Annotated in this window: 20 protein-coding genes and 1 tRNA gene; 3 read left to right on the top strand and 18 right to left on the bottom strand. The window is 38.4% G+C overall.

Annotated elements, in window-relative coordinates:
* Positions 1-46: 46 nt before the first annotated feature.
* From DR017_RS04800 to DR017_RS04735, 14 genes are all read right to left on the bottom strand, one after another.
* Positions 47-550: a putative outer membrane beta-barrel protein gene (locus tag DR017_RS04800; RefSeq protein WP_002681723.1), complete on the bottom strand. Its 504-nt coding sequence runs from the start codon at positions 548-550 to the stop codon at positions 47-49.
* A 116-nt stretch (positions 551-666) separates the two neighbouring features.
* Positions 667-1,146 carry an ExbD/TolR family protein gene (locus DR017_RS04795; RefSeq protein ID WP_002681696.1) on the bottom strand — a complete coding sequence of 160 codons (480 nt, stop codon included), beginning with the start codon at positions 1,144-1,146 and terminating at the stop codon, positions 667-669.
* A 14-nt stretch (positions 1,147-1,160) separates the two neighbouring features.
* Positions 1,161-1,775 carry an ExbD/TolR family protein gene (locus DR017_RS04790; protein WP_002681733.1) on the bottom strand — a complete coding sequence of 205 codons (615 nt, stop codon included), beginning with the start codon at positions 1,773-1,775 and terminating at the stop codon, positions 1,161-1,163.
* A gap of 6 nt (positions 1,776-1,781) precedes the next feature.
* Positions 1,782-2,210, bottom strand: a complete 429-nt coding sequence (locus tag DR017_RS04785; RefSeq protein ID WP_002681701.1) for a hypothetical protein — start codon at positions 2,208-2,210, stop codon at positions 1,782-1,784.
* Between the two features lie 29 nt (positions 2,211-2,239).
* Positions 2,240-2,971: a MotA/TolQ/ExbB proton channel family protein gene (locus DR017_RS04780; RefSeq protein WP_040361855.1), complete on the bottom strand. Its 732-nt coding sequence runs from the start codon at positions 2,969-2,971 to the stop codon at positions 2,240-2,242.
* 65 nt (positions 2,972-3,036) lie between these two features.
* Positions 3,037-3,124, bottom strand: a tRNA-Ser gene (locus tag DR017_RS04775).
* A 69-nt stretch (positions 3,125-3,193) separates the two neighbouring features.
* Positions 3,194-4,222, bottom strand: coding sequence for an asparaginase (locus DR017_RS04770; protein WP_002681713.1), 1,029 nt, complete (start codon positions 4,220-4,222; stop codon positions 3,194-3,196).
* A complete protein-coding gene (locus tag DR017_RS04765) occupies positions 4,209-5,342 on the bottom strand; it encodes a 1-acyl-sn-glycerol-3-phosphate acyltransferase (protein WP_002681697.1) in 1,134 nt (377 codons plus the stop codon). Before DR017_RS04765 ends, DR017_RS04770 begins: the two co-directional genes overlap by 14 nt.
* A gap of 72 nt (positions 5,343-5,414) precedes the next feature.
* Positions 5,415-6,176 (bottom strand): TatD family hydrolase, encoded by a 762-nt coding sequence (locus DR017_RS04760; RefSeq protein WP_002681703.1) that lies wholly within the window; start codon positions 6,174-6,176, stop codon positions 5,415-5,417.
* A gap of 18 nt (positions 6,177-6,194) precedes the next feature.
* Entirely contained in the window at positions 6,195-7,250 is a 1,056-nt protein-coding gene (locus DR017_RS04755; RefSeq protein WP_002681718.1) for a PDDEXK nuclease domain-containing protein, read from the bottom strand.
* Positions 7,251-7,253: 3 nt separating this feature from the next.
* Entirely contained in the window at positions 7,254-8,891 is a 1,638-nt protein-coding gene (locus DR017_RS04750) for a DUF6138 family protein (protein WP_002681711.1), read from the bottom strand.
* Positions 8,892-9,061: 170 nt separating this feature from the next.
* A complete protein-coding gene (locus tag DR017_RS04745; protein WP_002681692.1) occupies positions 9,062-10,276 on the bottom strand; it encodes a DUF6051 family protein in 1,215 nt (404 codons plus the stop codon).
* A 67-nt stretch (positions 10,277-10,343) separates the two neighbouring features.
* On the bottom strand, positions 10,344-11,852 hold the full coding sequence (locus DR017_RS04740) for a RagB/SusD family nutrient uptake outer membrane protein (protein WP_002681699.1): 1,509 nt from the start codon (positions 11,850-11,852) through the stop codon (positions 10,344-10,346).
* A gap of 6 nt (positions 11,853-11,858) precedes the next feature.
* Positions 11,859-14,867, bottom strand: a complete 3,009-nt coding sequence (locus tag DR017_RS04735) for a SusC/RagA family TonB-linked outer membrane protein (RefSeq protein ID WP_050772815.1) — start codon at positions 14,865-14,867, stop codon at positions 11,859-11,861.
* A 287-nt stretch (positions 14,868-15,154) separates the two neighbouring features.
* Here DR017_RS04735 and greA point away from each other — a divergent pair, with 287 nt between their 5' ends.
* Positions 15,155-15,628 (top strand): transcription elongation factor GreA, encoded by a 474-nt coding sequence (greA, locus tag DR017_RS04730; RefSeq protein WP_002681724.1) that lies wholly within the window; start codon positions 15,155-15,157, stop codon positions 15,626-15,628.
* Positions 15,629-15,659: 31 nt separating this feature from the next.
* Positions 15,660-16,046, top strand: coding sequence for an HIT family protein (locus DR017_RS04725; protein ID WP_002681719.1), 387 nt, complete (start codon positions 15,660-15,662; stop codon positions 16,044-16,046).
* A 91-nt stretch (positions 16,047-16,137) separates the two neighbouring features.
* On the opposite strand, the gene trxA is transcribed toward DR017_RS04725, so the two are convergent.
* Complete coding sequence (gene trxA / locus DR017_RS04720; RefSeq protein ID WP_002681694.1) at positions 16,138-16,458, bottom strand: thioredoxin; 321 nt, start codon at positions 16,456-16,458, stop codon at positions 16,138-16,140.
* A gap of 110 nt (positions 16,459-16,568) precedes the next feature.
* Positions 16,569-17,366, bottom strand: a complete 798-nt coding sequence (locus tag DR017_RS04715; protein WP_002681706.1) for a proline and serine-rich protein 1 family protein — start codon at positions 17,364-17,366, stop codon at positions 16,569-16,571.
* A 176-nt stretch (positions 17,367-17,542) separates the two neighbouring features.
* On the opposite strand from DR017_RS04715, the gene DR017_RS04710 reads away from it, so the two are divergent.
* A complete protein-coding gene (locus tag DR017_RS04710) occupies positions 17,543-18,013 on the top strand; it encodes a lipocalin-like domain-containing protein (RefSeq protein WP_002681731.1) in 471 nt (156 codons plus the stop codon).
* A gap of 98 nt (positions 18,014-18,111) precedes the next feature.
* Here the strand turns inward: DR017_RS04710 and topA are convergent, their stop codons facing one another.
* Both topA and DR017_RS04700 read right to left on the bottom strand, forming a co-directional pair.
* Positions 18,112-20,598 (bottom strand): type I DNA topoisomerase, encoded by a 2,487-nt coding sequence (gene topA / locus DR017_RS04705; RefSeq protein ID WP_002681710.1) that lies wholly within the window; start codon positions 20,596-20,598, stop codon positions 18,112-18,114.
* A gap of 90 nt (positions 20,599-20,688) precedes the next feature.
* Positions 20,689-25,026, bottom strand: a complete 4,338-nt coding sequence (locus tag DR017_RS04700) for a translocation/assembly module TamB domain-containing protein (RefSeq protein ID WP_002681705.1) — start codon at positions 25,024-25,026, stop codon at positions 20,689-20,691.

The raw sequence follows: 25,026 nt of genomic DNA, 5'->3' as shown, positions 1-25,026 counted from the left end.
CCGCATAGAGTATAGCCTCTTAATGTATAAAGTACAAAAATAAGTTTTAGAATCTATAAGTAACCCCAGCTTTGAAACCTCCTGCAGCGAAAGAGTTGTGTTCTACAAATAGTTCAGCATTCACACCAAAGTTTTCGGTAAAGAAGTAACGACCACCTGTTTGGAGGCGTACCGCAAATCCTGAATCGTAGTAAGGACTATCATAGTACCAATTATTTCTATTATTAGACCAGTTGTAATAGCCTAATGACAAACCGCCATAGAAATCTACATTTGAAGGGATTCCTTTGATGTGTTTAGCAAAGTGGTAATTACCATTAGCTAAAAAGCCAATGCTATTGTATTTTACATTACCATAATTTCTACCGCGGTAAAAGAGTTCACCACCAATGGTGATTTTATCAGCAACACCGAAATCGGCGGAGCCATAAACCATAAAACCAGGACCAGAATAGCCTATCCCGCCATTGATTTGTACATCACCAGCTGATTGAGCTGAGGCTACTCCTGCAGAGAGAAGTAATCCAAAAAATAAGATAATTTTTTTCATAAATATTTACTATTAAAATGTTTTAATAGTGCAAAGGTAATATTAATTTTGAGAATAACAAAAAAAGACACATAGTTTTATGTGTCTTTTTTATGATAGAAAGTTTAAAAAAGTTTCTATTTTTGATTCAAAGGAGACCCTTGACGAGCGATATAGTTGAGTTTCAAAGCGTTTATTTCTTGCAATTGCTCACGGATATCACTCACAAGTCCCATATTAGTATCGGCATCCACTTTCAAGGCAGTGATATAAACATCTTTAAGGGCGTCGCGTAATCCTTCACGATAGTTAAGGATATAGTGGCTTACTTCAGAAACGTCTATAAATTTATCATTTACTTGAATTTTGGCATTAGCCCCAAACTTAGATTGATATTTAGGAAGGGGTTTACCAGCATAGATATATACTACAGGGTCTTTTTTGTCCAATTTTTGAATTTGATCGGCTACGGGCAACTTATTTTGCACCATCAAGTCACTATCTTTTGATTCTGTTACAGTCATAAAGAAAAACAAAAGCATAAAGATAATGTCAGGCAAAGAAGCCGTAGAAACTGGAGGTACTTCACCACTTTTCTTTTTAGTAAATTTTGACATATTCTCTTTAGTTTTTAGTGCTTTTTAGGCGCGGTTTCTATAAGTTTTCTTGGGAAGCGTTTTTGTAGTTCCAAGATAATAGGTTCAAGGTGGTCTTTACGTGCTTGAGGAGTACGAGCCGCGTTGAACTCTTCTTCAATTTGAACATAAGGAACCTCGTTAGGGAATTTCTTTTGGCGTTCACGTTCGCGGAGTTCGTTATAAGCTGCAATGAGTTCGTTCTGTACAGCTATATAAGTTTTGTACGAAGTTTCACGGTCGTTACGCAAAGAGATAACAGCTTTATCTGGGTTATCGGAAGATAATGGATCACGTTTACCTTTACAATGAGCGCAGGTACCATCACCATTGTTATCCAAGAAATCAATAGCTGTTTGTTTAACGTCTTTAAGTTCCTTCAATTGGTTGTTTATTAACAACTGATTGTTTTTATTCACTACCACAACCAATACGTTTTTCTCCTTCACTGGTGGAGGTGGAGGTGTATTTTCTTGTGGTTTAGGAGGCAGTTTTACAGTAATACCAGTATTGCTTTCGATGGTAGTTGTTACCAAGAAGAATATCAACAAAAGGAAAGCAATATCCGCCATAGAACCTGCATTTACCTCAGGTATTGAACGTTTTGCCATAATTTTTTATTTCATTAGTGCTTTTTTCACATTGGAAGCGATAAGTGCTGCAACGGCAGCTGCTACCAATATATACAAAGCGATTAGACCTGTGCTTGTCCATTTTCTTACAGATTCGCTGGCTTTTTTCACTTCTTCACTTGCATTAGCTTCAACAGCTCCTGAAGAGAAGATGTAGGCTAATAGAAGGATAGCTACAAAACCACCTGTATAGATAAGCGTTTTTTTGAGTGCTTTTGGTGAAGACAAGATATTTTGTGCTGCTGAAGCTACTACTGCGACGAAAGCAATAGCTAATAGTACATAGGTAAGCACAAAGAGAGCTTGCATAGCACCATTATTAGGGTCATCGGAATTAGTAGAAGACAATACTCCCCATAGGATTACCCCGATGGCTCCTAAAGCAAGAGCTACATATTTTGATATTTTATACATACTAAAATTTGTTTAATGGGTGAGTAAAATTATTTAATTTTTCTTGCTACTAAAAGGTCGATAAGAGAGATAGAAGCATCTTCCATATCATTTACGATAGTGTCGATTTTAGCGATGATGTAGTTGTAGAATACTTGGAGGATCATCGCAACGATCAAACCGAACACAGTAGTAAGCAAGGCAACTTTGATATCACCAGCGATCAAAGAAGCGTCCAAACCACCAGCAGAACTAATTTTATCGAAGGCTTCGATCATACCGATTACGGTACCCATAAACCCTAACATTGGAGCGATAGAGATAAATAGAGAAATCCAAGAAACGTTTTTCTCTAATTGTCCCATTTGAACACCACCGTAAGATACTACTGATTTTTCAACCATATCAATACCTTCGCTAGCGCGGTCTAAACCTTGATAGAAGATAGAGGCAACAGGACCTTTGGTATCGCGGCATACTTCTTTAGCAGCTTCAACACCTTTGCTATCGAGAGCTTGTTCGATGTCGGCGATTAATTTTTTAGAATTGGTAGTTGCCATATTGAGGTAAATAATTCTCTCAATAGCTACTGCCAAACCGATGATTAAGCAGAGCAAGATAGGAGCCATATACATAGGACCCCCCTCGATGAAACGCTCTTTAAATACTTGGTGGAAGCCTTTACTTTGTTGCGCTGCATCAGCTGCTTCCTGAGCGCTAACCATAGCTACGTTTAAAATTAACATTGCTACTAGAAGTAGCTTAGATGACATTTTTTTCATTTGTTTAATCTTTTAATTTGTTAGTTGATAATTTAATGTTTAATAATATTTTTTTAGAAATAAAGCAGAGAGGAAGGGATTCGAACCCTCGATACGCTTGTGGCGTATATACACTTTCCAGGCGTACTCCTTCGACCACTCGGACACCTCTCTCTATGCTGTTTCTGAATGCCAAAGTAACAAAATATTTTTCTATCTCACAAATTTTTTCTTAATTTTTTGCTAAATTTCTCCAGCTATATTTTCTTCAAACTTGATTTTGAACATTTTATGAGAAATATTTTTTCTAAGTAAAAGCATCAATTTTGTGATTGCCGACTCGGTTGTGAGGTCTTTTCCGTCTATCACTCCCATCTTTTTGAGGGCTTCGCTTGCCTCGTATTTGCCCATTATCACACTGCCTCCGGAACACTGGGTTACATTCACGATGTGTATTCCTTTTTCAATTGCTTTTTGGAGACTTTCTACAAACCAGCTATCGGTAGGGGCATTGCCTGAACCATAGGTTTCGAGTACTACCCCTTTGAGATTGGGAATATTAAAAAAGCCATTGAGCACAGCGGGGGTTATACCTGGGAACATTTTGAGGATTGCTACATTTGTCTCGAAATCTTTCCACACTTGCAAGGTTGTTCCTCGCTTGCGCGGCAAAAGATTTTCTTTCATTACCTTTAAATGTACTCCACTTTCTACTAATAGCGGATAGTTGAATGAAGCAAAAGCTTGAAAATGTTCGGCATTTACTTTGGTTGTACGGTTACCTCGGTAGAGCTTGTATTCAAAATAGAGTCCTACCTCTTGTATTACCGACTCGCCATTCTCTTTCAAGGCTGCTAATTGTATGGAGGTAATGAGATTTTCTTTGGCATCAGTTCGCAAATCGCCTATGGGCAGTTGTGAGCCTGTGAATATTACAGGTTTGGTAAGCCCTTGTAACATAAAACTCAAAGCCGAAGCTGAGTAGCTCATTGTATCACTACCGTGAAGCACTACAAAACCATCGTAGTTGTTATATTCTTTTTCAATCACCTCGGCAATTGTTATCCAATGCTGTGGATTCATATCCGAGGAATCTATCACTTTTTCAAATGAATGTACGGAAATATCACAATCTAAATGAGACAATTCGGGGATACGCTTATAGAGGTTATCGAACTCGAAAGCGCGCAAAACTCCAGTTTGGTAGTCCTTAATCATCCCGATTGTTCCTCCTGTATAGATAAGGAGTACTTTTGAATTATTGGTTTCCATCAATTTTATTTTTTACAGGGTTGGCATACATTTCTAAAAACTTTTTTTGTGAAAGGTCTTCAGAATTGCTTCGGTTGTTCATTCGGCGTTCAAACTGTCTAAATTCTTTTTCGTTGTAGTAATCTTTATATATAGAAGTTTTGTTGAGCAAATCATAAGCGATATAGTTAGCAGGAAACAATTTGTACTGCTGGTGAATCGCACGATCTAAGCACTCGGCTAAGGCTTGTAGCTGTTTGTTTAGGTGTTGATGAGCCTTTTCTATAGCATCTATTTCCTCATATAAAGGTTGACCTACCGAAATATGCACACGCCCTTTTTGCCCCAATAGTCCTTGAATGATATTTTCGAAATCCTCTTTTTTAGATTTTACATACTCTACGCCGTTGTGTTGAGCGATGAGAGCAGGCAATTTCAGTACATCGGTAGGGTCAAACTCATAGGAGATAGACATTGGCACGATGTTGAGCGTTTTGAGATATTGCAAAGGAGTTACGCCTTCAGGGGTATTGAGGGTAAGCATTTTCAAGACACCTTGCTGGGTGCGATCATCGCCATTTTTGGTACGCCCTTCGCGTTGTGCGATCCACACATTGCGGTGATTCTCTGTAATACAATGATGTATAAATTCTGAAACCAATTTAGAATGCTCTAAAGCCTCACGAGGGGGCAAACTCCTATATATAATAATATTTCTATTGAGCATTGCTAATATCTTGAGATACTTTTTCTTAAGTAGATTATCGCCCATAGCCGATGCGGTCATTGAGAGATGATTGTCGTGCAAAGCCACATTTAACAAAGAGGTATCTAAGATAATATCACGATGGTTAGAAACAAAAACATAAGCCTTTTTAGGGTCTAAAGCACTAAAGCCATCGCAAGTAAATTCGGTGATACTTTTTTCGATTGCTTTAGTAACCACTTGGTACATTATATCCACCTGAAAATCGGATACTTTTTGGCAAGCGAGGAGTCTTTTCTCTCGTTGTGCAGGAGTATCTTCAGGAAACGCATAAGCCATCATTGCACGAATCAAAGGAGTATCTTTAATTTGTAATAAGGCTTTAGGCACTTCGTCGTCATTAAACGGACGTATGGATTTAAAATAATCGGTCATTTCAGCGATTTTGTTTGCTTATTCTTTGTATAACGAAAGGCAAAATAACGAAATATATTTGATAACACCTAATTAAATGTTAAATATTTTTATAGCATTCATATCAGTAAGACGGACTATCTCACTTTCAGGAAGCTCATATATATCCGATAGTTTTTCTACAACTTTCACAATATAAGCACTTTCGTTACGCTTTCCGCGATAAGGCACGGGAGCTAAATAAGGACTATCAGTTTCTAAAACTATATGACACAAATCAATATTTTTTAAGAATTGGTCGATTTTTCCATTTTTAAAAGTTACGACTCCTCCTATTCCTAAATGCAATCCATAATCAATAGCGCGATGGGCTTGCTCTTCTGTGCCCGTAAAGCAGTGGAAAATACCAAAGAGGTCGCCGCTTTTTTCGGATTCTAAAACTTCAAAAACCTCATCAAAAGCCTCACGGCAGTGAATAACAATAGGCAAATGGTGTTTTTTTGCTAGCTGTATTTGCCAAGCAAAAGCTTCTTGTTGTTCTTTGAGGAAAGTTTTATCCCAATAGAGGTCAATCCCTATTTCACCAATGGCACAGAAAGGATGTGTGGGCATTAAGGCTTCTACGTGAGCGAGCTCTTCTTTATAGTTCTCTTTTACACTACAAGGATGCAGACCGTTCATCAGGAAAACATAATCAGGGTATTCGTTTTTCAGTTGGAACATTTGCTGGGTATAACTTGCATCAATAGCAGGGATAAAGCAACGGGTTACGCCTGCTGCTTTTGCGCGTGCTATCATCTCAACGCGGTCGGTATCAAATTCTTCTGAATATAAATGTGTATGGGTATCTATCATTAGATCTTAGGACACGAGCTACAAACTCGTATCAACGGTGTTTAATTGTTTTTCAATTTCTTCTATACTTGGCAAAGATGATTTATAATCCTTTGATAACTGATCAAATAATTTATAAGATGAAATGCCTATTGGATTATGTATATCATCTAAGGTATATTCAGCTACTACATCATTTTTATCTTTGCAGATTAACAAGCCAATAGTAGGATTGTCAGCTTCAGTGCGTAACTGTCTATTTATTGCTGTTACATAAAATTTCAATTGTCCTATATGTTCTGGCTTAAACTTGGTTGTTTTGAGTTCTACCACTACATAACAGTGCAGTTGTACGTTATAAAAAAGCAAATCAATATAAAAATCATCTCCTCCTACATTTATATGTACCTGTTTTCCATAGAAACAAAAGCCCTTCCCAAGCTCCAACAGAAACTTCGTCATATTATCTTCTAAATACTGTTGAAGTTCTTTTTCGGTATAACTTTCTGTTATTGAAAGAAAATCGAACACATAAGGGTCTTTAGTAAGTTCTTGGGCTAAATCAGAAGTAGCAATAGGTAACTGTTGCTGAAAATTAGTGATCGCTTTCCCTTGTCGCTCATATAAATTCAGCCCCATTTGATGTTCCAATACCGACCGGCTCCAGTGGTTTTCTATTGTTTTATAAACGTAGAAAATAGCCTCTTGTATATCCTTACAACGCTGCATAATCATTAGATGATGCCCCCAAGGCACACTAAACAAAGAAACTTCTAATTGGGAAACAAGTTGTTTCCCAATTGTATTTTGTTGATTATAAAACAAATACCATTGTCGCATTGATTTTAGATTCCTATAAGAAAAACCTTTCATTGTAGGAAACATCTCACACAAATCAGCACTAAGCGTTTGCAAAAAACCATCGCCCCACTTGGATTGTGCTTGCTTTTCAACTATATCTTTTCCCATTTGCCAATAAAGGCGTAACAACTCACTATTTACCTGTATAGCTGCTTTTATTTGGCTTTGCTGTATTCTCCTTTTTAAGGATTGCAACCAGTTTTTGTAATCGGTAATGTTGGTTATTTCATTCATAAATTATGAGTTTATTTTCTTCTTCCACTGCTTGCCATAGATCGCATAATAGATATCTTCTTCGTAATATTTGTAGAAACCAGGTTCTTTGTTGGCAATAAAAAAGGCTTCTTTTTCTTTGAGGAATTTCGCAAGTAACTCCTTGTTCTCTGGCTTTTCCATTTCTTTTTCCAAATTCTTAAATACCATATCAAACTGTGCAGAAGTGATTCCTTGGCAGATAAGTGGTAAGGATTTTTCATTCACTCCATAACGGTCGATAAGGGCGCTCACAAAGTATTTATGTACCATTTGGTGCTCGTCATCCAACAGCGAAAAGTATTGGCTCACCAAAGGAAAGTACTCCTCCCCTATCAAGCCCAAACCAAAGACGGCATAACTGCCCGGCATACAGCTTTTCTCGCCCTCTTCTACATCATTATACCACTGAAATTCTTTCATAGCCACCTCAGCATAAGTTACTAATTTAGGACGCAACTCCTCGTATTGCAGTGCTTGGGCAAAGAAGCGATGGGTTGGCGACTTTTCAATGCCTTTGATAGATAAAAACTGTTTAGGAGCTTTGCTGCTGAACTTGATATGGTAACTTGCAGGGAAATCGGCTTTGAGCAGAGCAATGATAAAATCTAAAGCCTTGTCATAAGCCGTAGCTGACTCTTGTTTGATTTTCACACTGATTTCAGCAAAAACATCATTGGCATCGCATTCCACTTCACTATCCTTGTAGTGAATAAGGTCGTTGGACAAAATACCTGTCCCCTCTTTGAGGTACATCGCTGCTTTTTTAGAGCCTAATTCCTTAGCGGCTCGCTCTAAATCTTCGCAAGCAAACTTTACATCCCAACTATATTCTTTGTGTTTGATATGCCAAAGAGCTTGTGCGACAAATAGATTTAGTTTAGCGTTATCTATATCTTTTGGTTGCAAACCTTCCTTGAGTGTATATTTCTTTGACCAATCACTTCCTTCTACTTTGTAATATAGTTTCATAAAAACCTTTTCTTTCCACTCTCGTGTATGGTAGAGCAAGCACCATTGATATTCTTTTAAAGTCTTTTTCCACTTAGGGTCTATGAGGGCAATCCCTTTGTTAAGAATTTCAATTACCTTGTCCTCACTATAACCTGTGAGTTCAAAATCAAAAAGTTTATCAAAGAAAGTATGCACTTCCTTCTCTTTCATTTTTTCGGTAGCCTCATAGATTACCTTTTGGACATAGGTATCCAAGCGCTCTTTGAGTTCAGCCTTGCGCTCAGGGTGTTCTAATCGCAGTTGCTTGCGAGCGTGATGACCTGAGGCAGAAAGAAAATCAAACACTAAGGTAAGTTTGTACTGAAAGCGATAATACAACTCAGGGTTGAAGAACATTTGAGTAAGTTGCTCTTCCAAAGCAGGAAGCAACTCATTGTCTATAAAATCGTCAGGAAGCTGGTCAAAGTCTTTGATGGTAATAGAAGGACAAGTATATTCTTCCTCATTATTATGAAACTCTATTTTGTTCTTTCGCTGCTTGATTTTTAAATAATCGGTGATGCCTTCCCAGAGTTCATTTCTGCCATAAGGCTTTTTAGGAAGATCTAATTCGTCAAAGGTAGCAGCTACCCCTGGTAGAATTTCTTTGATAATGCTTTCTGTGTTCATTGTTAATTAGTTATATTTAGTTGTTAAGGTGCGAGCTGTGAGAGCTGTGAGAGGTGCGAGCCGCACGGGTGAAAATGGGAGCTGTGAGAGCTGTGAGACCTGTGGGAGCTGTGGGAATTTGTAATATTCTCTTTTAACTCTTACCTATTTTAACTCTTACCTCCTAACTCTTAGCAATTATAAAATGCTGCTGCTGATGTTATGAAACGATTAAAGGCTTCGGTTACTTGTGGGGCATTTTTGGTGGTGAGGGCAAAGGGGTTGATATGGGTATAAGGATAATCGTAATCGTCTATCTGTACTTCTATGTTGATATTGCGATAACCACCTTTTAGGGTATTGAGAGCTTCGATAGGAGGTGTTACCTCATCTTTTTCTAATACCAAAGCTTTAATTTGATTTTCGAGTTGCAAAAAACGTTGCTCACGCTCTTTCTGGTAATAGTTATAGCGCAACATCGTTTTGAACCAACCTTCATCAAAATGAAGTTCACTATCTTGATAATGCCTTAGGCGATCGTCGTTCTTGAAGTTGGTGCTCAACAACTCGGCAAAGGTTTTTTGCATTGTTATGGCAGCACGACCGTCCATTATGTATTTAGAAATAGGGAACATACGATCGATGGTCATTCCCCCACAAAAGCAGAAGAGTTTGGCATTGGCAAAATATCCTTTGGGGTTTGCCATCATCAGTATTACCGAGAGGAAAGAGCCTATGGAGTAGCCAAAGAGGTCTACTGTAGCCGTTGGGGTAATGGTAGGGAAAGTTCCCGCTTTTAAGTCGGTAATGAACTGCACTATATCGTTATAGGTTTGCAATCCCGACCAAAATAGGCGCTGAGGGAAAGCGTCTAAACGCGTGGAGGTCGCTGCATTCACATAAGAAGTTTCGGAATTATCGGGGAACTCATTCATACGCTTTTGAGCAATGGCATACATCTCTTGGCGAGAACTCCAACGCTCAGGGGCGCGATTCATATGAAATGCTATGGGGAAAAGCACTATCGCTTTGCCTGTTTGAGTTGCCAAACCATAAGCCCACGGCAGATATTTATCCCATTTTTTCTCGTTGAGCCCGTGAAAAACGATAATCACCCCATCGGACTTTTCTGTGTTGAGAGGTTGCACGATATGATATTGGAAGTGGATATTACAATCCACATCATAGTCAGCCCAGTGCAAATCGTCTTGAGCATCATTGAGTTGAGAGGAGAACGCTAAATTATGCTCTTGGCAAAACAAATGCGGACTCCCTGGCAGGTAATGCTTAGCTCCTTCGGAAAAGAAGTTGTTATGCAAAATACGAATACCCAGTTCTGGCACTTCAGTATTGCGCTGGATATCGAAAATCTTTTTTAGTTTGTTGTACAATTCATAATATTCCATATTTTTATAAATTAGAAAATTAGCAAATTAGCAAACTTTTACATTTGCTAATTTGCTAATCATAGGGTTACCAACCTGGATTTTGTTTCCAATTACCTTGTTCATAATCAATATCATTCACAGGTATAGGCCATACTATTTTATAATAGTTTGTGCTTCCTACTTGTATATTGAGTTCACTGTAATCTTCAGCTGGGGTGTTTCTGATAGAGTTTAAATTTTGAGGGGTACCGCGTTTCACAGCTAATCCCCAACGATTGATATCGTATAGACGGAAGTCTTCAAAAGCTAACTCTCTATTGCGTTCGTTTTGTATATCGGCAAAGAGATTGCTACCCGAAGTAGTAACAGCGCTAAGTCCTCTGGCAGCACGCAATAGATTTAAATATTTTTTAGCGTTAGTCTCGTCATTATTTCTATAAGCAGCCTCAGCAGCTATTAGGTAAGTTTCGGCTATACGGAAGAGTTTAGCTCTATGCCCATAATAAAAGAAATAACTATCAGTAGGCTCCAAATTTTTATTACGAGGGTATTTATTCACTGCATAAAGGCTAAAGAAACCTATATCTACTTGTTTTAAAAACACACCTTTACGCCAATCACCCGTTTCAAATAAATCTACAAAATCTTGTGTAGGTAACACATTAGGGCTTGCTTCTGTTTGCCCTGGAAAAAAGAAACTTTCTTGTTCACTCAAATAAAGTTCATTTGTATTTCCTGAAGTTTCGGACACTCCCGATTTGATCGCAGCATATAATTGTGTAATACTCTCGGCGTCATCATCTTCAGCCCATATTTTGCTAAGAGCATCGGCAGAAGTTGCTAATGGATAGCTATTTGTGTTGATAAGCTGTTGTGCTACTTGGTAAGCCTGTGCCCAATTGTTTTGATAGAGCAAGACTCTTGCTTTGAGAGCTCTGGCAGCATCGAGGGTGAAAGTATCAGCACCTGCTGTTCCTGCTTGCCCTGCCAATAAAGTTTCGGCTTTTTGAATATCACTAAGGATAAAATCAAAAGTTTCGGCTACAGTGCTACGAGCTGGAAAATTTTTAAGTGAAGAGACAGTGAGTATAGGCAAACCTAAATCGGTAGCGGCAGTTCCACTATTATAAGGTTTACAGAAGTGCGTAGCTAAATAGGTATAGCAATAGGCACGCCCTAAATACAATTCGCCTGTAAGTCCTTTTATCTCATCTTGTTCTGGTATATTAGGAAAGCCTTTAAGTGCTATATTGATATCTTGAATGATTAAAAATCGTTCTTTCCATATAGTAGCTGTTGTATTTTCTGAAGCTCCAAAAATTGACCAACGGTGCATATTAGGAAGTTTTTCCATTGCCCCTTGCACTGCATTTAGATAATCGGCTTGGATATCGGATGCGTACATCTGTTCTCCTTGATTGGCATTGCGCAAGGCGTTGTACATTCCATTAACCCATTGTTCAGCATCGCGTTTGTTGTTGAATAGGTTGCTTTCATCCACTTCGTTATAGGGTTCTAAATCCAAGCGTGCACAAGCTGTTGGCAATAAGCTAATGGCTGAAAATAACAATGTTGTATATAATATCTTTTTCATTTGTTTTTAAAATTTAAGTTCAACACCCATAGTAAATTGTCGAGTAGGAGGATAACCACCTCTTGATAATGTATTAGAGAACTCAGGGTCGGCACCTGAATATTTGGTGAGAGTAAAAATATTACGTGCCGATGCATATATACGTACCCCTGAAAAGAATTTCATTTGGTCTATTAGTTCTTGAGGAAGTGCATAACTTATACTTACACTTTTCAATCGCATATACGATGCATTTTCTAACAATCGGGTATCTTTTCGCATATAGTAAGCACTGTTTAGTCTTGGCAACTCGGTGTCATCACCCTCTTGTTTCCAGTAGTTTAACAAGTCTTTGCTAAAGTTCTTTGCTCCAAAACTTCCTTGATTGAGCGTATAATACTTATCTTCATTGATGAGCCATTTGCCTAAAGAATATGAGAATGCCAAGTCTAACGATACATTACGATAAGTGACTGCTACTCCAAAACCTCCATTTACTGGTGCGTACATTTTCTTGCCTGTGGTTTGCATAAGTTGTTTCTCATCAAATTGGTAAGTTGTTTTGCTATCGTCTTTTTGCTGTATCATATAGTTGGTTTCATTAGGCAAATACCACTCTGCATTCCCATCCTTATTAATACCTTTGAATATAGGCATTGTCCATTGTAGTGCTTCATTTAGTCTATAGCCTGCATAACTGAAACTATTGGCAAAAAATTCTTTGTTTAGATACAACGATGTTACTTTTTGCTGATTGTAGTTCATATTGAAATATGGACGGATATTCCAATTGTTATTTTTGCTTCTGAAAGCAATAGTAGAAAAAGTAAAATCAATACCTCTATTTTGCATATCACCTATATTGTGAGGGATAGAAGTAAAGCCCGAAGCTGAGTTGATATAGCCTTGTGCAAGAGTTTTATGAGTATTGCGTTCGTAGAACTCTAAGTTGATATTGGTACCTTTCACTATTGAAATGTGTAACCCTAATGTAGTTTTCTGTTGTTCTTCCCACATAATATCGGGGTTACCTAACATAGAAAGGAAATAGCCTGATTTTTCCTTGTAAGTATTAGAAGGAGTTATCAAAGTTCTATTGCGGTAATCACCAATAGACGAATTGCCAGAAATACCTGTGCTAAAACGCAAATCTAAGCTAGTAAGCCAATTCACGTTTTGCAAAAACTTCTCTTCTTTGAGTTTCCACATCGCTCCTACAGCCCAGAAATTCGCATAACGATTGTTTGCCCCAAAGGCTGAAGAACCATCACGACGAGCTGATAAATCTAAGAAATAACGGTTTTTATATGAATATTCTAAACGAGTGAAAAAAGAGTTAAACCCAGTTTCCGATTGGCTATCGCGCACTGTAGGCTCTTTAGGTCCGTGACTAAGCATTGTTAGCCTATCGGAAGGTTGCCCTTTTGAAGAAGCACTAAAAGAACGCATTACTGACTCCACAGACTCTTGTCCTAACAAGAAATCAAAATTGTGTGACTCTTTTATGTTCCATCTATATTCTAACAAGTTCGTATAAGTGCGTTGCAAATATTTGCTCATTTGTCGCTCGGTTTGTCCTACTGTTTTGTTAGAATCGGTATCATAACGGTATTCTATAAATGAAGGTAGAGGTCCTCTACTATAATCTTCATCTACATTGTATTGTATCCCCAATTGAGTTTTGAAAGTCAAGTTCTTTACTGGTTCTATCTGCAAATAACCTATAGGCATAATATTATCACTATATCTATCGGCAGGATATTTTTCAGCTAAATAATCAGGATGATAAAAACCATTCTGATGACCTGTAATAGAAGGAATATAATTCTTGCGTTTTCCATCAGTTTGAGTAGGTGAATAGATAGGCAGTGACAAAATATCAGTTTCAGCACCACCTCCGCCTGAAACTGATTGCATATCAGTATGTGCTAGCGATATAGAAAGTCCAGCCTTTAGCCACTCGGCTATTTGTGTATCTAAATTAGCATTGAGATTGTAGCGTTTATAATCTGAACGCGCTTTTATTCCTTGCTGATCTAAATAACCTAAGGAAAGGAAATAAGAAGTTGTATTACTTCCTCCTGAGATAGATGCATCAGTACGTGAAACAGGAGCAAAATCGTGAAAGAAAACTTTATCCCAACGCGTATTGTAAGGATTTTCGGCTAAAATTCTATCTGCAATTTCTCTAGGGGTGGTTTCAGTATATCCCAAACGTCTACCGAGTGAAGTTAAAGCACTAGGTTCCTTGAGTATCCAAAAATCCATATACTCCTCAGGAGTAGCCATATTTTCAAAGAATTTTCGGGTTACATTGGTACGCATTGAAAATCCTAACTGATGATTGATAGCAATATGAGTGCGCTCATTGCGTTTACCTCTTTTAGTAGTAATTAAAATTACCCCATTGGCAGCACGAGCCCCATAGATAGAAGTAGAAGCTGCATCCTTGAGTACTGTTATACTCTCAATATCAGCAGGGTTATACATTGTCATTATATCGCTGGTTACGACAGCACCATCTATTATATATAGAGGTTCTGAAACTATAGTTTCGTCGAAAACAGAGAAAAAAGTATTTAATCCGTGTATGAGTACTGAAGAATTTGCCCCTGGTCGTCCAGAATCTGTAGAGATTACTAAGCCAGCTACCTTACCTTGCAATGCGTCAATAGCGCTTGCATTAGGTGTTTCGGCAATATCTTTTCCTTTTACTGTAGCAACTGAAGCGACTGTACGACTGGCAACTTTTTTACCTCCATAGCCTACTACTACAGTGCCTTCAAGCTGTTGTACATCCTCTTGCATAGTAACATTGAGCTCTTTAGTGCCTGCAGTGAGTTTTTTCTCTATTGTTTTCATTCCTAAGAAAGAAAACTTAAGCACATCACCCACATTCGCTTTTAGGGAGTAATGTCCATCAAAATCGGTAGTTGCCCCTCGTTGGGTACCTTTTACTAAGATAAAAACACCTAATAAAGGCTCACCTTTGTTATCCTTTACAGTTCCTGAAATTTCTATTTGCTGAGCGCTCATAGAGCCTACTATCAGCAAAAAGAATAGCCAAACATAGTTTGTTGATAATCTTTCTCTCATAATTACTTTTAAAAAATAGGCGCAAAGTTTTTAAAAAAAAAATGAGATATGCAAATTAATTTGTTGATTTGTCCATTTGCTGATTTGCCAATTTGGCGATTCGATTTGATATTTTATTTTTTGCCAATTCAAAAAAATGTATTACCTTTGCGCCCAGAAATCCTCAGAGAGACTATTTGAGGATTTTTTATTTTTATATAAACATAACAACATCTAAAAAGAATATTATGAAAAAAGTATCATATTACACCCCTGAAGGACTGAAAAAGCTCCGCGATGAGCTCAACCAGCTAAAAGATGTAGAGCGCCCTCGTGCCTCTCAAGCTATTGCCGAAGCCCGCGATAAAGGTGACCTATCAGAAAACGCTGAGTATGACGCTGCTAAAGAAGCGCAAGGTTTATTGGAAATGAAAATAGCTAAACTCGAAGAATTAGTAGCTAATGCCCGCATCATTGATGAATCTCAACTTGATGTGAGCAAAGTGCTTGTACTTTCGACCGTAAAACTGAAAAACCTCGCTAACAAGATGGAAATTACCTACACCCTTGTAGCCGAAAGTGAAGCCGACCTTAAAGCAGGAAAAATATCGGTAAGTTCGCCTATTGGCAAAGGACTTTTGGGTAAATCAGTAGGTGAAATTGCTGAAATTAAAGTACCTAATGGAACTCTTAAAATGGAAATCTTAGAAATAAGTAGATAACATAACAAGTAATAGGTAACAAGTAAAAAATATGAGTATCTTTACAAAAATTATCAACGGAGAAATTCCTTGCTACAAAGTAGCTGAAGACGATGAATTTATCGCTTTCTTTGATATCAATCCTAACGCTAAAGGACATACCCTCTGTGTACCTAAACAAGAAATCAGCTATATCTTTGATATGGAAGATGCACACTACTTGCGCTTGATGGCTTTTTCGAAACACGTAGCCAAAGCTCTTGAAAAAGTAGTGCCTTGCGAGCGTATAGGCGTAGCAGTTGTAGGACTCGAAGTCCCTCACGTACACGTACACCTCATTCCTATTAGCGAAATGAAAGAAATGACTTTCCAACACAAGGTTAAACTCACCGATGAAGAGTTTAAAGCCCTTGCACAGAAAGTGAGTGAAGCGCTTTAAAGGGGACAAAACACAATACAAAAAAGGCTATCAACAATATTATACGTTTGTTGATAGCCTTTTCTATTGTTTGTCAAAGTGTTAGTGGTACTTATGACAATAATCCGTCAAGAGCATCGGTGTAAGTCTTTTTAGGAGCTACTCCCACTTGGCGACCTACTACCTCTCCATTTTGGAATACCAATACGGTAGGGATATTGCGAATGCCATATTTAGCAGCAAATTCTTGGTTGTTATCCACATCTACTTTACCTACTACTACTCTACCCTCGTATTCTTTAGAGATTTCTTCAACTACGGGAGCAAGCATACGGCAAGGACCGCACCACACTGCCCAAAAGTCTACTAATACAGGTTGGCTGCTTTTAAGTACCAACTCTTCAAAATTTCCATCTGTTATTTCTAATGCCATACTAATATGTTTTTTGTATTGTTGTTAAAAATTTGAGGCAAAGGTACGATTTTTATCGAATATGCCAAGCCTCTAAGTAATAGTTTTTCGTTATACTGTTATAACATTCATTATCTACGTACTGATTGCAAGAATTCGGAAAGTTTCTTTTTACCAGAGGGAAAAGTAAATTTAGCTTGCAACTGGTAGTAATTTTGAGGATCTACTACATTGGGGTAGGCTTCTTGAGCGATGATAAATTTATTATCGTCAAAAGAAAGTTCTTCCATCAATTGTCCTACTTGCTCGGTGGTAAATGAGACAATATTTTTTTGAGCGCGGAAGAAAGAGAGTTTATCTTTATCAAAAGTTTCATCCTTGTACATTTTAAAGAAGTTGTTGAAATCACTTTGACGCATCATAGGGGCGCCTCCATAACCACCGTAAGAGCGATTCCACACATCATTCCACTGACGACCGTGATAGGAAGGCTGATTGTTATTCAAAGTAATTTCATCTAACAAATACAAGCCATCACGCGAAAAGAAGTCCATTACCATACGAGTATTGTCACTCGGATTGATAGTTACGCGGTAAATCAGTGTGCGTCCTTGCCAGATACTGAGAGGCTGAGGAGTAGCAGTTAGGTCGAAAAATCGATACATACCAGTAGTACTAGTAATTTCTTGATCGCCTATACTCACCGTAAAGCGACCACGTTCAGGAATGCGGATAAACACTTCGGCATAACCACCGTTATAGTCGTATTCCCAATCGATATTTACCGAGATACCTCCACGCCCCATCACAGCGCGTGCTTGTTTGTTTTGGCGGTACTCGTTTTGTAATAAACGTCCAGCTGAGCCTACTTCTTGAGCCCAACTTACAGAGGCAAGAGCCCCTAAGCATAGTAATAATAACTTTTTCATAAAGTGTATAGTATTTTATTGACAATAGGTAGCGAAATTCGTGCCAAAAGTATTTTTTAGGTAAGAGATAAGAGGTAAGAGATAAGATTAAGTGATTTTTAACAATGCTTTAAGATACGAGAAAATGTTAAATTTGTATCTTTGCACCGTTGAACTAATAAAAACAATGTAAGCAAATGAAAAAACTTTTAAAAATGGCTTTTATAGCCGCAGCATTTTTTGTAACATCGTGTGGAAAATCGGACGATCAAACAAATAATCAAACAAATAATCAAACAAATAATCAAACAAATAATAATAATTTAGTAGGAAGTTGGATTATTGAAAGTGAAACAGAAAATGGTATTGCAAAAGTTCTTAATGAATGTGAAAAGAAAAATACTTACACTTTTACTGCTGATAACAAATATTCTTTAGTTTCTTACGACAAAAATCCTGCAAATAATCAATGTAAAGAAAATCTGGAGGAAGGCACTTACACTATTACTGGAAAACAGATTGTTTTAACAGAAAAAGGAGATAGAATAGGCGAAGCTGATGAAGCTACTTTTTCTATAGCCAACAACAAACTCACTCTTACTTTTGAAGATTTCAACCAAAGTAGTAGTGCTACAGAAACTACAGTTTATATCTATAAGAGAAAATAACTTTAGCTTTTACAAGTTAAAAAAGCGCAACGCCTTGAAGGGCATTGCGCTTTTTTTATTTCTTTGAATAATTGAAAATCCTTTAACCTTACAATTACCTACTTTTTAGCAGTGGTTTTCTTGCGGGTAGTAGTTTTCTTAGGGGTTTTCTCGGTGAGGAGTGCAAGGGCTTGTTCTTTAGTGAATGTTGCTACATCGGTATCTTTAGGGAGTTCTACCTTAGTTTTACCTTTGATGAGGGTAAAACGCCCCCAACGCGCTTTCTCTATACGAATAGTTCCTTCATCCCATTCTCTTACTACTTTCTCCGATTCTTTTTTGAGTTTATCTTCTATAAGTTCTTGTACATCTTGCTGAGTGAGGTGATCGAAATTGTATTTCTTAGGCACATTGATATAGGTGTTGTTCCACTTGATAAAAGGACCAAAACGACCTACTCCTTTGGTTACCTCTACCCCCTGATAAGTAGCTATAGGGGCATCGGCTTTTTTCTTTTCGCCAATGAGTTGTTTAGCGCGCTCAAGGGTTACACTAAATACATCTTCTCCTTTATCAAGCGATATAAAAGCTTCACCATAACGCACATAAGGTCCAAATCTACCTACATTCACCTCTACATTCTTGCCTTCTACAATACCTAACTGACGAGGGAGTTCAAAGAGTTTGAGGGCTTCCTCAAAAGTAATAGTTTCTATAGACATACCAGCTAACAGACTCGCATAGATAGGCTTCTCGACATCATCGGGGTTTCCTATTTGTGCCATTGCACCGTAACGCCCTAAGCGTACGCTGAGAGGACGCCCTGTTTTAGGGTCGGTGCCAAGTATACGCTCACCTGTTTCGCGACCTGTGTGCTTTTCTACATTTTCTACCACAGGGTGAAAATGTTTGTAGAAATCAGAAAGCATCTCTGTCCAGTTCTCTTTACCTTCGGCTATTTCATCGAAGCTATTTTCTACTTTAGCCGTGAAGTTATAGTCCATTATGGTATCGAAATGGTTTACGAGGAAATCATTCACCACACTACCTATATCAGTAGGGATAAGTTTACCTTTATCGGCGCCTACGCGTTCACTGAGGGTTTTGGGTGTAATCACATTAGCTTTAAGAGTGAGTTGGTGATAAGGACGAACTTCCCCTTCAAGAGTGCTACGCTCCACATAACCGCGATTTTGAATAGTGGAAATAGTAGGCGCATAAGTAGATGGACGCCCGATACCAAGTTCCTCTAATTTTTTCACTAATGAAGCCTCAGTATAACGAGGTAACGGACGTGTAAAACGTTCTGTAGCAGTGATATGCTTATTAACGAGTACTTCTCCTTTTTTAAGATTAGGCAACATTCCTTCTTGTTCTTCTTCCTCATCGTCGGTGCTTTCTAAATACACTTTTAGAAATCCGTCGAACTGTACCATTTCACCATTAGCAACGAAATATTCTTTGTGCTTATCGGCTTCTATTTTCACGGTGGTACGCTCTATTTGAGCATCTGCCATTTGGGAAGCCAAAGTACGTTTCCATATCAGTTCGTAGAGTTTATTTTGGTCGGTTTCTGCTGGAATACTAGAGCGGCTCATATCGGTAGGGCGAATTGCTTCGTGAGCTTCTTGCGCTCCTTTGCTTTTGGTAGCGAAGTTGCGCACTTGGCTGTATTGCTCTCCAAAAAGCTGTACAATAGCATTTTTGGCAGTGCTAAGAGCTTCTTGTGAAAGGTTCACGCTATCGGTACGCATATAGGTAATAAATCCAGATTCGTACAAGCGTTGGGCTACCGTCATTGTTTTGCTAACTGAAAAATGCAATTTGCGCGCCGCTTCTTGTTGAAGCGTGGAAGTAGTGAAAGGTGGCGCAGGCATTTTTTTAGCGGGTTTAGTTTCTAAGGATTGTACCTTGAAGTGTGCTCCTATATTCTGTTGCAAGAAAGCCTCAGCTTCTGCTTGAGTATCAAAATTTTTGGGTAAGGCAGCTTTCACCACCTTTCCTTCAGAAGTTGTAAATTCGGCAGTAATTCTGTAAGACGATTGCGTTTTGAAGTCTTGTATTTCGCGTTCGCGTTCCACAATAAGGCGTACAGCTACCGATTGCACGCGCCCTGCTGAGAGCCCGCTTTTAATTTTTTTCCAAAGTACGGGGGAGAGTTCATAGCCCACGAGGCGGTCGAGTACGCGGCGTGCTTGTTGTGCATTTACCAAATTGTAATCGATGGTGCGAGGGTTCTTAATTGCATTCTCAATAGCCGATTTGGTAATAGAGTTGAAAACAATACGTTTGGTATTCTCATTTTTCAGTTTGAGAGTTTCGGCAAGATGCCACGCAATAGCTTCTCCTTCACGGTCTTCATCGGAAGCCAGCCATACGGTTTCGGCAGTAGCAGTGAGTGATTTAAGCTCTTTTATAAGATTTTTCTTATCGTTAGAGATGAGGTAATTAGGTTTAAAACCGTTGTGGATATCTACCCCTAACTCGTTAGAAGGCAAATCTACAATATGCCCATAGCTGGACACCACTTTGTAGTCCTTACCCAAGAACTTTTCAATAGTTTTAGCCTTTGCAGGCGACTCTACAATCACTACATTCTTAGCCATACACTTGTTTGTTATTTTGAGTTATTGGGGGCAAAAGTACGAAATAATTACGAATGACGAACGACGAATGACGAAAAAATGCTTTTCTTTCTATTTTTCATTCTTTGGTTCGAGTACTTTGCCTCCTTTTTTAAATATTTTCTGCATCAACCCTTTGAAGGTATTGAAATCTACTGAATAAGTGAGTCCTACCCCTTGGGCATACCCTATACGATCGAGCATATACTGCTGCCATTCGTTTTCACGGTTGAATATTTTGGCTGTGAGGCTACCATCGGGGTTGAGGCGGAATTGCACTTCTACATTCCCCGCTACAGCAGTGCGGCTTACCCCCCCTACAGGGATACCCACTTTGGCATTTACACTCGCCCACTCAGTAATTTGAGTAGAAACAGTGAAACCTAAACGGTCACTATTGATATCGGACGAACCATCGTTAATACCTGCCTCGTACGATACTCCCAAGTTCAGCTTGTTGTCTTCATCAGATAACAATTGGTTAAACAAACCTGCAGCTGTTTCAAAAAGGTTGTAGGCAACCAAACGATTATCGGTGTTTTTCTCACTTATAAATGAGCCTTGAGCCAAGAGCGAGAAGGCTTGTAACTGCTTGCGGTCTTGATCTTCTAACTTGTAGTTGAGTTCAGACACTAAACTTGGACTACTATCGGGGAAAGTAATATCAAACAAGGTTTCGGGACGCATTAATTCGCCTTCTAACTTGATGACTACCTGAGTGTTGATTTTGCGGTTGTACTGATTACTTTCTAATAGTGTACTTGGGTTTGCACTGAGGGTATAAGCGGCTTTCAAGTCACGCAAGGTCGCTTTTAATGGGTCGCCACTCCAAGAAATAGAACCTCCTGGGAGTACTGTAAAGCGCTTATCGATAATGTTTTCGTATTTGAAATTGTAAAAGCCTGAATAGGTGATAAAGTCTCCCCACATATTGAACTTACCATTAGTATTGATTTCAATAAGGAGTGTACCAGCTCCACGCCCTACAAGGCTACTGCCAGTTTTCCTATCCATCACAATTTCTACTTCAGCAGTAGGGAGGATATCCAATTCAAAATTCAGTTCTAATCCTTTGATAGACTCTAAATCTCGGTTTACTTTCACCTTCTTATCTCCTTTTTCTATAAAGGTGATAAACGAGTCGTCGCCTACACTCTCACTATCGCTGAGCGGTATTTTGAAAGACGTACCTTCTTCGGTTTTTGCATTTACCTTAATGGCAATTTCATCTAAAGCTCCCTTAATCGTAGCAGTCCCTTTCATAAAGGCAGTTCCGTAGAAAAGCGCATCATCAGTATAAGGGGTATTGAGCACCATAAAACGCTTGCCAAGGGTTTGCAATTTCAGGTCTAAAAACCAATCTAACAAACGGTTATGACGAATTGAACCATTGAGGGTAGCTTGGGTTTTATAGGCTGTATCGGTGAGTAACCAATTGTCTATATCAAAAGTTTTGTTGTTCACCTTGATACGTGCCCCTTCTTGTATATCGGTATTGAGTTTGAGATAAGTAATCCCTACACCTGCCTTATGCAAGGTAAGCGTACCGTCCATCAGCGGGTCGATTACACTCCCATCTATTTTCACCTGCCCCGACATAGTACCGCGCAGGTCGTAGAAAATGCCTTCCAAAAAAGGATTGAAAGGAGAGAGTTCAAAATCTCTAAAGTAAGCTGTAAGGTCGAACAAGGTACCTTTTTTCTTGTCCAAATTGATTTTTCCGCGTGTAGCAAATCCTAAAGCCCTACCATTGGAGAAGAAAGCCCCTACATCAAATGATGACAAATCATTATTACCAAAGATGCCCACTTCTAAATCGCCATAGTCGTAGCCGTTCAGTTTGAAATACTGAATAAAGAGATCGGCTGAAGGGTAATACAAATTTCCTCGCTGGGTGAGTGACACATTGCCATTGAGCGTTCCCGTGAGGTTGAGTCCCTTCATTTCGGGAACAATCTTATCTAACGCCACATTATGCGCCACCAAGTGCAAATTCTTGTAATCTTTGGTTGTGATAAGTCCACTGAGGTTTATATACTGGTTTTGGTGTGCCATTTTGAAATTGCTCACCTTAATAGTATCGGCAGTACGATTGAGGACAATTTTATTGTACTCATTCATCGCATTCTCACGATTGATATACCACGCATTCCCTTTGAAATCTATGAGTGATTTAATACCAATGATAGACTCTTGTTTCTTATTAAGTGTATGATAGAAATTCAACTCGTAAGTATCTTTACCAGTATCCCCTCCTTTGAACTCGGTGCGGAAGAAAAGAGTATCCTTAATAGTAGTATTAATCAGGTTGAAATCCTGAATAGCATAGACACCAAAATCAGCTTTCTTCACTTCAAAATAAGTGTTGTAGAGCGGATTTTTATTGTCAATTTCAAGACTAAGACTATCAATTTGATTGTCGTAGGCATTGATGCTCGGCGATTTCATTTGGAATTTAAAACTTCCTTTATCAGCATCTATATTACCATTTACAAAAGTATTGCTGCCTATTTTCACTTTAGGCACGAACACTTCTACAATTTTGTTGTAGATATTGAAATGAAAATCTACATATTGGTTTTTCTCTATTTTATAAGGATTATAGTGGGTATAGATGCTTCCCACAGCATTTTGGAGTACTTTTTTGAGTTCAATTAATTTAAACTTCCCTTTTACATTCCCGCTGACAATATCAGGAGAATTAATTGTAATTTCTTTGATTCCATTGTTAAGAGTTGAAACTACTTCAAAATCTTTAAAAGAAAAATCGCCTGCTGAATTGATGTAGTTCGTATTTTTAAAGGCTATTTTACCTACAATATCATCTAATTGATTACCTGAAATATCTATTACCACCTTGCCACAGAACTGTGAAATGCTATCCATCTCCATAAAATGTAAAGCATGGAGGTCGGCTAAAGTGATATCGGCTTGGAAGTCGAATTTATTGTTTTTACCCGATAGGTCGGCAAGTCCGTTGAAACTCATTTTAAGATTGGGGTCGCGAGCATCTATTTTACCGCTAAACACCTGATTGCGAAACTCTCCATTGATACCTATGCGCTGATAGTTATAACCGTTATAGCCCACGGAATGAATGGTGCCATTGGCATAGAGTTTCATTGTAGCGAAATCTAATCCCTCACCACGCACCAACATATCGGTGCTGATAGCCCCTATACTAGGGTCGTCTAAAATTTTGCCTAAATGAAATTGATTGGTAGTGAGTGTTCCTTTGAAAGCAGTTTTATCGGTATGGGTAAGGTCGTCTAAAGAGCCATCGATATGTGCCTCTCCGTCATTAGTTTTCAGCAGTACATTTGTTTGCAAAGAAGTAGTTCGGTAAGCAAAATCACCTTCTAATGAAAACATTCCCAGCCTTTGTAGTTCCTCTGGGATATTTTTCCCTAGAACATCAGGCATTAAGTAAGCCAAATCGTTATAGACACTCTCGGCATACACTCCTTTGCCAATAACAACAATATTAGCATTTTCTGAAAGCAGATTTTGAAAAGCCAAATCACCTTCTATAAGTGTGTTTTGATAGGTTATTTTACCTTGAGGAATCACAAAATCGTTTAGTGTTCCCTTCATTGTTACCCCTTCTAACACTATATCTCTACCGTCATTAAAACCATTGTAGAAAGCGTTCAAATCGGTAGTATTTATCTTAGCTTTAGGCAGATTGACATCAAAAACTACTTTGTTTACAAAATCACCAAAACTACCATTGTGAGGCAGCATTGTTATCGTACCTTGAATGTCCGTTTGTGGGGTTTGCAGTCGCAAATCCTTAGCCTGCATCAAACTATCAGTATAACTAAAATAGGTGTTTAGGTGAGTAACCTCCAATTTATCATCGAAACGGAAGTTGCCTTCTTTCATATCAAAGAAAACTTTACTCCCCAAGACTTTAAAATCATTTATTTCGGTGTTTAGCTTAGTAACCTTTAGTATAGAAGGGTCAGGATTATTTTCATCGGAGATATAACAATAGCTATCTTTGAGCTCTATACCTTTGGCTTTCATCACAAACTTACCCGTACTGGGTTCACCCGAATCGAATTTGTTTACAAATACATCGAGATTTGAAAGGGTATCGCCTTTGTGTGTTTTCATATTGAAAACGAGGCTATCTCCTTTCACTTTGCCAAAGTACAGATTACCGTCAATGAGTTGTTTGAAGTCTAAAATAGAAGTAGTGAGTTTTTTAGCTGAAATGAGTGTATCCTGTTTATGGTCGCGAATAAGAATGCGTTTCACATCTACATCACCATTGATTTTCAAGTGAATACGCTCGATATTTAAGTCGATACCAAATTCCTTATTCAGATAAGCCACTGCTTTTTTAGCGATGAAGGTTTGAGTGGCAGGCAAGGTCAAAAGAAGAGCCGTAACCCCTAGTAACAC

Origin of the sequence: Capnocytophaga sputigena, assembly GCF_900446695.1 — a bacterium.
GTDB classification, from domain to species: Bacteria; Bacteroidota; Bacteroidia; order Flavobacteriales; family Flavobacteriaceae; genus Capnocytophaga; species Capnocytophaga sputigena.
This window is presented reverse-complemented; position numbering and strand designations above follow the sequence as displayed.